The 8,419-nt window shown below is 41.7% G+C and carries 7 protein-coding genes; 3 read left to right on the forward strand and 4 right to left on the reverse strand.

Translation table 11 applies throughout. From position 1 onward, the window contains the following. The coding region (locus IQ229_RS04625) for a response regulator transcription factor (RefSeq protein ID WP_194041698.1) at positions 1 to 665 on the reverse strand (665 nt) is incomplete at its 3' end. A gap of 159 nt (positions 666 to 824) precedes the next feature. Here IQ229_RS04625 and IQ229_RS04630 point away from each other — a divergent pair. The 3 genes from IQ229_RS04630 (at position 825) to IQ229_RS04640 (ending at position 3,443) form a co-directional block, all read left to right on the forward strand. Further along, complete coding sequence (locus IQ229_RS04630) at positions 825 to 2,171, forward strand: DUF58 domain-containing protein (protein WP_194041700.1); 1,347 nt, start codon at positions 825 to 827, stop codon at positions 2,169 to 2,171. 256 nt (positions 2,172 to 2,427) lie between these two features. Continuing rightward, on the forward strand, positions 2,428 to 2,937 hold the full coding sequence (locus IQ229_RS04635; RefSeq protein WP_194041703.1) for a GNAT family N-acetyltransferase: 510 nt from the start codon (positions 2,428 to 2,430) through the stop codon (positions 2,935 to 2,937). Beyond that, positions 2,934 to 3,443 (forward strand): GNAT family N-acetyltransferase, encoded by a 510-nt coding sequence (locus IQ229_RS04640; protein ID WP_194041705.1) that lies wholly within the window; start codon positions 2,934 to 2,936, stop codon positions 3,441 to 3,443. Before IQ229_RS04635 ends, IQ229_RS04640 begins: the two co-directional genes overlap by 4 nt. Before the next feature lie 144 nt (positions 3,444 to 3,587). Here IQ229_RS04640 and IQ229_RS04645 read toward each other — a convergent pair whose 3' ends face one another. The 3 genes from IQ229_RS04645 to IQ229_RS04655 form a co-directional block, all read right to left on the reverse strand. Then, positions 3,588 to 5,021 carry an AtzE family amidohydrolase gene (locus IQ229_RS04645; RefSeq protein WP_194041707.1) on the reverse strand — a complete coding sequence of 478 codons (1,434 nt, stop codon included), beginning with the start codon at positions 5,019 to 5,021 and terminating at the stop codon, positions 3,588 to 3,590. A gap of 100 nt (positions 5,022 to 5,121) precedes the next feature. Beyond that, positions 5,122 to 5,310, reverse strand: a complete 189-nt coding sequence (locus tag IQ229_RS04650) for a DUF4089 domain-containing protein (protein WP_194041709.1) — start codon at positions 5,308 to 5,310, stop codon at positions 5,122 to 5,124. 149 nt (positions 5,311 to 5,459) lie between these two features. Then, the gene (locus IQ229_RS04655) at positions 5,460 to 7,586 is read right to left on the reverse strand and encodes a WD40/YVTN/BNR-like repeat-containing protein (RefSeq protein ID WP_228013131.1); all 2,127 of its coding nucleotides are present in this window, start codon (positions 7,584 to 7,586) and stop codon (positions 5,460 to 5,462) included. Between the last annotated feature and the right edge of the window lie 833 nt (positions 7,587 to 8,419).

The raw sequence follows: 8,419 nt of genomic DNA on the forward strand, positions 1-8,419 counted from the left end.
GGATTCAGCCGATATCCCAAACCATAAACATTTTCAATCCAGTCTACTGCTCCGGCTGCTTTCAACTTTTGTCGTAAGTATTTGATGTGAGATTTTACAGTCTCCTCCTGGGGTGGATCGTCAAAAGTCCACAAATGCTCAATGATATCCCCCCGACTAAAAACACGCGATGGATTCCGTAAAAATAGCTCCAGCAAACTATATTCTTTAGCTGTTAATTCCAGCAGTTTGTTGTTATATGTGACTTCGCAACTACTGGGATCTAGTCGCAGCGCGCCTACTTCCAGTATAGGAGTACAGGGGCGATCGCCTCGACGGATCAGCGCCCGTATCCGTGCTTGCAGTTCTTCTAAATCTAAAGGTTTGATCAGATAATCATCTGCACCTGCATCAAGTCCCTGAATCCGCTCTCTACTACCGTCTTTCGCCGTCATCAGCAGAATCGGAGTGAAGCAACCACCAGAACGCAATCGCTGGCACAATGTAATACCGTCTAGTTTTGGTAGTCCTACATCTATTAGTAACAGGTCATAGTTCGTACTTTGCGTATATTCCCAACCCATTTGTCCGTCTTGTACGACATCAACAACATAGTGTTGCTTAGTCAGAGACTTCAACAAGACACTTGCTAAAATTTCTTCATCTTCGATTAGCAAGATTCTCATACACCCGTCCAAAACATAATTTGCTACTTCACTCCAAAAAAATAGTACAGTAGGTAGCTATTTTTCTACAAGAAAAAAATATAAGAATTTAGCAAGTCTTCTTATTTCGGTTACATTGAATTCACCTTATACCTAACTATTAACTTCTCGCTCTAAAAAATGGTTCCTTCCAAACGAGTTTATTTATTATTGGTTTTGGGTATTGCGATGTCTACGACGGGCTACGCCTACGCCCCGATCCTATCCTTATTTATCAGCATTAGAGCAACCATCGCCATCACTGTGCTATTTGATGCCATCATTCTCGGACTGATGGTTGCAGATGGGTTGCGGGTGCGGCGTTCTCGCGTGCAAATTACCCGCGAATTACCATCACGATTATCCATTGGGCGAGATAATCCTGTAGTGCTAAAGGTGACATCGCCAAATACCGACGCTCAAATTGAAATCCGCGACTATTACCCAACAGGATTTGGCGTATCTACACCTGCACTCAGCGCCATTGTTCCCAGTAACAGCACCGAAGAATTAACGTATACTGTCCACCCAACACAACGAGGAGAGTTTCCTTGGGGAAATATTCAAGTTCGACAGTTGGGGCTTTGGGGATTAGCTTGGGATGATTGGCAAATTCCCCAAAGTCTGCCAGTGAAAGTTTATCCTGATTTAGTGGGATTGCGATCGCTGACAATTCGTCTGACACTGCAATCATCAGGATCGATGCGCCAGTCTCGCAAAACTGGTATTGGTACAGAGTTTGCCGAACTGCGAAACTATCGAAGTGGTGACGATTTGCGGTTTATTGATTGGAAAGCTACCGCCCGTCGGGTTGGCGCTTATGGTAATGCAATGCCACTGGTGAGGGTTCTAGAACCAGAACAGGAACAAACATTACTGATTTTACTCGATCGCGGTCGGCTGATGACGGCAAAAGTGCAGAATTTGCAACGATTTGACTGGGGATTGAATGCAACTTTATCCTTAGCCTTGGCAGGTTCACATCGAGGCGATCGCGTGGGTGTTGGTGTATTTGACCGCCAAATGCATACGTGGATTCCCCCAGAACGCGGTCAACATCATTTAAATCAGCTAATCGATCGCTTAACTCCAATTCAACCAGTGTTATTTGAATCGGATTATTTGGGAGCAGTGACAAATGTTTTGCAGCGACAAACTCGCAGGGCGCTGGTGGTAGTGATTACCGATTTAGTTGATGTTACTGCCTCTACAGAACTCCTAGCCGCACTCTCCAAGTTAGCACCCCGCTACCTTCCATTTTGCGTAACTTTGAGAGATCCACAAGTCGATCGTCTAGCAGACACTTTTACAGATGATGTTGCAGGTGCTTATACCCGTGCAGTAGCACTAGATTTATTAATGCAACGACAAGTAGCTTATGCCCAACTGAAACAAAAAGGTGTATTGGTATTAGATGCACCAGCAAATCAAATCGCCGATCAGTTGGTTGAGCGATATCTGCAACTCAAAGCGCGAAATCAACTTTAGTAATTGTCACTTTAACTTGTGTATTTTTATTCATTGAAGAAGAATTCAGAAGTCAGAATTCAGGAGTCAGAATCAAGACGCTCGGTCGCGTAGCGTGTCGCAGACAAGACTCGCTAACGCTACGCTATCCGTCAGCGATGCACTGAGTTTCGACTGCGCTTAACTACCGCAGATCGTTGTGTCATACAGAATACCCAACTGAATTATGACGACTGACGCCTTTATTCTGTTCAATTATTTAGCGGAGGTATAAACTTTGCTTAAAATTATCCAGGCAGAGACTGATGAACATAAACTTCAGATACAAGAGGTATTTTGGGAATATTTGAATGAGACTAAGTTGATATTCAGCAATCAATTCGGCATCAATTTAAATGCTAATACATTCTTTGAGCAATATATTACTCAACTCCACGAATTTCTACCCCCTTCAGGGCGCTTGCTTTTGGGGCAATATGAGGAAAAAATAGCTGGCTGCGCTTGCTTGCGAAAGATTGGTGAAGATATTGGTGAAATTAAAAGAATGTATGTAAAACCAGAATTTCGTAGAAAAGGAATTGCTCGGTCTTTATTAGAAGCTATCATCAACGAAGCTGCCTACATTGGTTACTCAAGGATACGTTTAGATAGTGCCCCTTTTGCAAAAGAAGCACACTCACTTTATCGTGTATTTGGCTTTCAGAATATTGAGCCGTATTTGGAAAAAACCGAGATTCCTCTCGAACATCGAGCAAACTGGATTTTTATGGAATTAGTTTTAAAATGATCGATATCCGTTGTGAAACTTTGTCAGACTACACAGCAATAGCTGAGGTAAATACACTAGCCTTTGGGCAAAAAAACGAGGCTAAACTTATAGAGAATATTCGCAATTCTAACCGTTATATTTCAGAACTTTCTCTAGTTGCAGAGGTTGAAAATGTTGTAGTCGGTCATATTTTATTCAGCTACATTGACCTAGTAGGTGAAGAAACACTCCAGGTTCTCGGTTTAGCGCCTTTAGCAGTTAGTCCACAATTTCAAAGGCAAGGAATTGGCAGCGCATTAATAAAATCAGGGTTAGAAATAGCAAAGGCAAAGAAAGAAGCCATAGTAATTGTACTAGGTCATCCCCACTTCTATACTCGCTTTGATTTTCAGCCTTCTGTTGTTTATGAAATCGAGTCTCCTTTTTCAGTACCACAAGAATTTTTCATGGTGAAACCACTGCAAAACTATCAAAAGCGGTATAAAGGCAAGGTTGTTTATCCGGCTGCTTTTGATCAAGTATAAGTATAATATTATTCCCACGTGAAGTTTGGTTAAGGCAAGAGACGCAATGAATCCCCGTCAAGACGAAAGACTATTGTAGAGACGGCGATTTATCGCGTCTTTAGTGATCGATTTATTGCGTCTTTGTGTCATAAATTAGATTTTTCAAACAGCCTCTGAGTTAAGAGCGTTTAAAATTATCGGTGCTGAAACTACACCCTTTGCCTCTAACGCAGCTGCAACCCTTAAAATTAAAGCTTCATTATATGGTGCTGCGATTAATTGCACACCTAAAGGTAATGCATTTTGGCACTGAATTGGTACTGATAAAACGGGTAAACCAATAAAAGATAATGGTTGAGTAAATAGCCCTAAATGAGGACGGACAAGAATTTCTTCGCCATCCAAAATCATGGTTTGTTGACCAATTAATGGTGCAGAAATTGGTGTAGTTGGGGCAATAATGACATCGACATTTTGAAAAACTTCCCGAACGCGATCGCGATACCATCTTCTAAACCGTTGTGCTTGGAGATACCAGCTACTAGGAATTAACGCCCCAGCCAAAAAGCGATCGCGTGTAGCTGGATCAAAATCTTCAGGACGCAATCGCAACTTATCCAAATGCAGATTTGCACCCTCGCTAGCTGTAATCACAAAGGCTGCTGCACGGGCGCGGTGAGCTTCTGGTATGATTACGTATTCAGTAACTTCTATTGCATCAGCTACTTTTTGCACTGCTGCTAAAGCTGCCGGTTCTGCACCTTTGGTAAAATAATCAGCTGCGATGCCTTCGGCGGACTTCGTCAATGCAATTCTAATATCAGAAATATCTTGTTTGAGTTGTGGTAAACATAATTCAGGCGGACGCTTTGTACAAATGGGATCGCGATCGTCTTCTCCCTGAAGCACATCAAACACCGTAGCAATATCCTGCACCGAACGCGCAAAAGGGCCAATGTGGTCAAAACTGCTAGAAAATAAAGCTACCCCAGCACGAGATAATCTTCCATAAGTTGGCTTGAAACCAAAAACGCCACACAACGCCGCCGGAACGCGAATTGAACCATTAGTATCAGAACCCAGCGTCAGCGGTACTAACCCAGCCGCAACCGCCGCTGCCGAACCACCCGATGAACCACCAGCAACTCGCTGTAAATCATGGGGGTTGTGAGTAGCACCGTAATGGGAGTTTTCTGTTACAAACCCATAAGCGTACTCATCCATATTCAAAGCACCAAGCAAAATAGCACCCGCTTGCTTCAGCTTCGCTACTGCGGTTGCATCTTGAGTAGCTTCTGGGTTTTCTGCATTGATTTTCGATCCTGCTAGAGTCGTAAAACCAGCGATATCGAAAAGATTTTTCACCGCAAAAGGTACACCAGCAAGCACTCCAGGATGATTACCTTGGGCAATTTCCTTGTCAATCAGTGCTGCATCTGTTAAAGCTGTCTCAGCAGTTATAGTCGTAAAACAGTTGAATAGATGATTTTGCGTTGCTATTCGTGCTAGCGCAGCTTTCGTAACTTCCACAGCGCTAACTTTACCTTGGCGTACAGCAGTTGATATTGTTATGGCATCGGCTGAATCAAAATTCATGCTGAAATATTAAGAGATAGCGCGTTTAGCTTTTTGAGTAATAGCAGTCAGCAATAGTTTTTGCTTCACTAAAACATCAAGATAGCTATTCTTGAAGCAATTATGGTTCAAAAACTAGTGCAACTTCAATTTCCTCTGGTAAAGGGAAAGAATTTACCAGATTAGCGATCGCCTTAATTCTCTCAAAATTTGCCACCACACCATCACGATACTCATCTTTGATCTCTAAATCCAACAACAACCCCATCAGATCGACATACTCACCCACATCAAACTCTTCTCTTCTCATTTATCTTCCTTTGCCGTAGCCTGCGGCAAGCCGTTCGCGTAGCGTCTCGTAGAGAAGCGTCTACGTTATCTTAAACTTATAACTTCTTGCGACAACAGCAATACCCAGGTAGTGACATACAATTCTGTAGGGAATGCAACGTCTCTATATTAATTTGGTTTTCCATAGTAGATTCCTTTACCGTCGGTACCAATGAAGACTAGCCCAAATTGCTGTTTGCTAGCTTCCATCACGTTCGGGACATTGCCAATGGGATTTAGAGGATTAGAGATATTTGTCCATGTTTGCCCTCGATCCAAAGAACGGAAAATTCCTTTTCCCATACCAATAATTTTGCCATATAAATATAGTGCTGGAATTTTACTTCCTGTTTGTGGTTTGCCAAAGGCAAATAAATAAGCTTTCTCCACACCAGCTATTTTGGCAAACTTCGTACCACCGTTTGTTGAACGATAAAGCCCATTCGAATTGAGACTTATCCAAACTTCGTTACTCACCCCCGGAACTGTTTTAAGCATAGACCAATCTTCGCTAGGAAGTGTTGAGTTGACAACACTGAAGTATGCAGCTCCATCCTTACTGCGGTAGACTTTGCCTCCGTTGTAGTAGTAAAAAATATTGCCATTTACTTTGTCTGATGCCAATGGTTGACCCCAGTACCACGGCCCCTTGGGCCCGTTGGGTAAACCTGATACTCCACTCCAAGTAGCTCCACCGTTAGTTGTACGTATAGGTTGTTTCTCGCTGGCGATCGCTACAAACAAATTTGGATTATTTGCAGACATAGCTACCCGTAGTGGCATAGTGTTCTTCGGAAAGGAGGAAAAGTTTTTCCAGGTATGTCCGCCATCTGTGGAAGTTCCTCCTGTAAAGGTATTGAACCCTCGATGTCCGCCAACGCGTACCATACGTAAGGGATCTTTTTCACTGTAGGCAATACTGTATGTTTCTTGATACCAAGGGCCATTACTACCACCCAATTGAGTAGATGGGTAAGTATTTAATTTCTGGCCATGGTTAAAGCCTTCTACATCAGCCATACCGCTTAACAATAGTGAGCCTTTTGGAGGTGAGATCAGTTCAAAAGCAACTGTTTCCTCATGTCCTTTTTCATAGTTAGACCACATAGGCTTGTTAGCATTGATATTGTCTGCCTGCCAGGTTCCGTACCAGTCTGTTAACCAAACTTTGCCAGCAATATTTGGGTCAAATTCAATCGCTGAGGCCGCAGAAGCAAAATACCAGTTTGGCCACCAAGGTACTTGAGGATTCAATGAATGACTTTTCTGTTGCCATGTAGCTCCACCATCGGTAGATTGAAAGACTCTAGAGTAATTAGTACTTTCATGGTATTGGTCGTAAGTAACTAAAACGTGATTAGAGTTATTGGCATCTATAGAAAGCCCATTAAATGAAGTAGTTTTGATGTTAGTCGGCGTAATATTGCTCCAAGCCCCATTTGCATATTTGCTAACTCCTGAAGTGTGCGTTACATACAGTACTCCATTGTTATTAAGCACCATTCGATTTGCTTTTGATGGGCTTCCAGCTATTCTGCTCCAGGTAATACCTGTATCGGTAGACTTATATATTCCGTCTCCATAGGCATTTGCATAAACCAAGCCAGCATTCTTTTTGCTAAACAAAATTCCTGTAATACCAATGTATGCATTAGGTTTTCCAGAGAAAGAACTTACTTTGTTCCATGTTTGACCAGCATTCACCGACTTCCATAGCCCATCCAAACGTGAACCAAAGAAGATGATATTAGTATTAAATGGATTAACTCCCAGCCTTTCCCCCGTCCATCGCTTAGTTTCGTTGCCACCCATTGGCAAATCTATGTTCAGTTTGTTCCAGGTTTGACCTTTATTGGTCGATTTAAAGATTGTTCCTAAGCCAGCCCCAGTATATTTGCCTGCTGCGATATAGACAACATTTGGATTATTAGGGTCAAGCGCTAATCCTTCTCCGCCATAGTAGTTACTTTTATCAGACCCAAAGTGATCTATTAATGGAATCCATCTCTTCTCTAACGAATTCCAACGATAGAAGCCACCTATATCGGTTCTAATGTAAGCTAAATTCTTCTCTAAAGGATGCAGATAAATATTGGTAACATAGCCTCCTCCTCCTATGGAGACCTGATTCCATTGATACCCAGATGCAATGCTGCGACTAGGTTCAACGGTTGCAAGTGCTACGGTCGTAGCTAGAGCGAGCATAGAAAAGCGGATTGTTTTCCTTAAAGGAATATGGAAAAAGCGAATGCTCATATAGTCTCATTTGTAAAGGAATGAAGCCAGAGATAATACTTAGCAAATAAGACTAAGCAGTATAAAATTAAGTGAAAATGCGGTATGCATTTTCCTCTGAGTTGGAAGATGACGTAATGATTGCTAATAGGTGATTGTTGATATAAATGTTTTGGCAAAATAAAAATACTTTGTCAATATTTTTATGAAATTTATGTATAATTTGTTATAACTACTTAGAAAACTTTGTCCTCTAATACGAGTGTTTTTGCTGTTACCCAACAGTATAAAGACATACTAAAACTTATTTCGCATTTACACCACAAGAATAAGTTTCCTTGGTTGTTGCAGCACCGACATTGATTTGGGATGAAAATGAAGCTAGACGACTTGCATAAAAATATTTAGAAGTTCCTGTAAAGGCACAAAAAATACCCTAAAATATGGTTCCTGCCAGTTATCTATTCAGAATATTCAACATTCGTGCAAGAGGTGTATTGAATAGCCATAAGTTACTCAATACCAAGAAGAAAATTCAATCTCTTGATCTCAGATTCTGCGCGTTATCCTACGGAAACGCCTAACGGCAAACTGCATCTCTGCGTGAGAACAAAAATCATCTTACTCATCAGGCAAAATCAACCACCCCCATCAGTGTTTTACAGCAGTTTTCATGTATTTGAACTACACCTGTCGTAAGGGCACAAGGCCTTGCGCCCCTACCGCTATCACCAGATTTAGGTGCGTTAGAAAATCTCACATTCCTCCAACAATTTAATTAAGTATTTTTTGAAAGATGAAAAATCCCTCTAAAGTCAGAGATATATCCTGTGCTGTGGTAGAAGATTTTTTGA

The organism is Nostoc cf. edaphicum LEGE 07299 (genome assembly GCF_015207245.1).
In the GTDB taxonomy this organism is placed as follows: Bacteria; Cyanobacteriota; Cyanobacteriia; order Cyanobacteriales; family Nostocaceae; genus Nostoc; species Nostoc edaphicum_B.

Coding starts and splice junctions, on each gene's coding strand:
- IQ229_RS04650 (WP_194041709.1), bottom strand. CDS start 5,310: ATGAGAAGAGAAGAGTTTGATGTGGGTGAGTATGTCGATCTGATGGGG.
- IQ229_RS04640 (WP_194041705.1), top strand. CDS start 2,934: ATGATCGATATCCGTTGTGAAACTTTGTCAGACTACACAGCAATAGCT.
- IQ229_RS04630 (WP_194041700.1), top strand. CDS start 825: ATGGTTCCTTCCAAACGAGTTTATTTATTATTGGTTTTGGGTATTGCG.
- IQ229_RS04645 (WP_194041707.1), bottom strand. CDS start 5,021: ATGAATTTTGATTCAGCCGATGCCATAACAATATCAACTGCTGTACGC.
- IQ229_RS04655 (WP_228013131.1), bottom strand. CDS start 7,586: ATGAGCATTCGCTTTTTCCATATTCCTTTAAGGAAAACAATCCGCTTT.